The sequence below is a fragment of the Mesorhizobium sp. M4A.F.Ca.ET.050.02.1.1 genome, assembly GCF_003997725.1.
GTDB lineage: Bacteria > Pseudomonadota > Alphaproteobacteria > Rhizobiales > Rhizobiaceae > Mesorhizobium.
The window spans coordinates 1-1375 of sequence record NZ_RZSG01001149.1 but is presented as its reverse complement, the minus strand read 5'-3'; the positions used below and the strand labels follow the sequence as shown (position 1 = coordinate 1375).

The window sequence follows — 1375 nt, the reverse complement described above, 5'->3', positions numbered from 1 at the left end:
GAGCCTAAGGAAGACGTCGAGGCCAGATCCGCGGACGGCAAGGCGACCGACCGCGCGGAGCCTTGACTCTTCCGGATGCGTCCACTTGCGCCGGGTCTCGTCTTCCCAGCCGATCCGGACGGCATCCCCTTCTTTCGAGAGCGCAAGCCGAGCCCCACGAATTTCCTCGACACAGGCTTCCGTCGCCTCGTTCAACAAATCCCATGCGCTCGAAGCTGCGATCGGACCAAAGTGTCCTCTCGCCGCATCGCCCAACAATGTCGAACTCGTCACCTCGGAAAGGACGCCTCGACAGACAGCCGCATCGTCGATCGCCGCAACGATGTCGCCGGCGATCGGCTCGAGGATCGGCGTCGACAATCGCTGCCCAAAGCTTATGGGATCGCTTTCCGCCGTTCGTGCCAAATCGGTCGCCGCGCACGCATTCAGAATCATCTCATGAGAGAACGACACGCGCCCCGACCGTCGAGCCAGCAGGCCGGCTGCAAACAGCGCATCGCACTCGCCAAAACCCAGGCCTTCAGCGTGCATGAAATCGTCGAACTTCGCCTCCGCCATCGAGAATGCGATCTGCATATGCAGCGAGCTTGCGAGCCGCCTCAAGCCGAAAGATCCGGCCCGCGCGTGCCCAGCCAAACGCTTGCGGATGTATTGATCGATCAGAAGCAGGCGAGTGGCGTTGGCCTTCAGGTCGGCACCAATTTGCCCCACGAGAGCGGCCTCGATGCCCGATCCAACTGCCCGGAGCACGTCCAGAGCGACCGTTGTGAGTTGCCCTCCAACTGCTCGTGCTATCCGCTTCTTCAACTCCAAGCTCGGGGGAGCCACGGCTACCCCTCCGAGTCCAGCAAACTCGCCCGGTTTTGCATCTTGACCGGTGATGACGAGCAGTGCTCCCATCCGCCTCGCCAGTGCCCGGACACCACGGAGCGCCTCCGAGGCTGCCGCACCGAACTCGTTCGTGCCATCAATGATCAGAAAGACTGGCCGGTCGGAGCGCGCGACCGCGCGATAGAGCTTCGCCGGAGCACTGTCGGTGAGAAGCCCAACCTCCCTGCGCAGGCACTCGGCCCACGAGCCAGTGAAGTTCTTCGCGGCGATAAAGAAAGTCGGGTGTCCCGCCTCAGCAAGGCTCGCCGCGAGCCACTTCGCCATCAGGGACTTGCCGCAGCCGGAAGGGCCGCTGATGAAGCAGCCCGCATCCGCAGCAACCGCATCCATCATTTCCGCGCGTTGGTCGTCCGTCGCGGGGAGCCACGATTTTCCATCGCGTTCATATTCGGCCACAACAGCGGCGGCGTAGCTGGCAAGCAGTTCGAACTCCTCGCGCGCTTCTCGGCCCGCCGTGGCTTGATCCAAGGTCACAGGCCTTAGC

1 protein-coding gene is annotated in these 1375 nt (G+C 63.1%); it reads right to left on the bottom strand.

Annotated features, from left to right (window positions below):
• On the bottom strand, window positions 1-1359 hold a 1359-nt coding region (locus tag EOA33_RS35840), incomplete at its 3' end, for an ATP-binding protein (RefSeq protein WP_145989515.1).
• Between the last annotated feature and the right edge of the window lie 16 nt (window positions 1360-1375).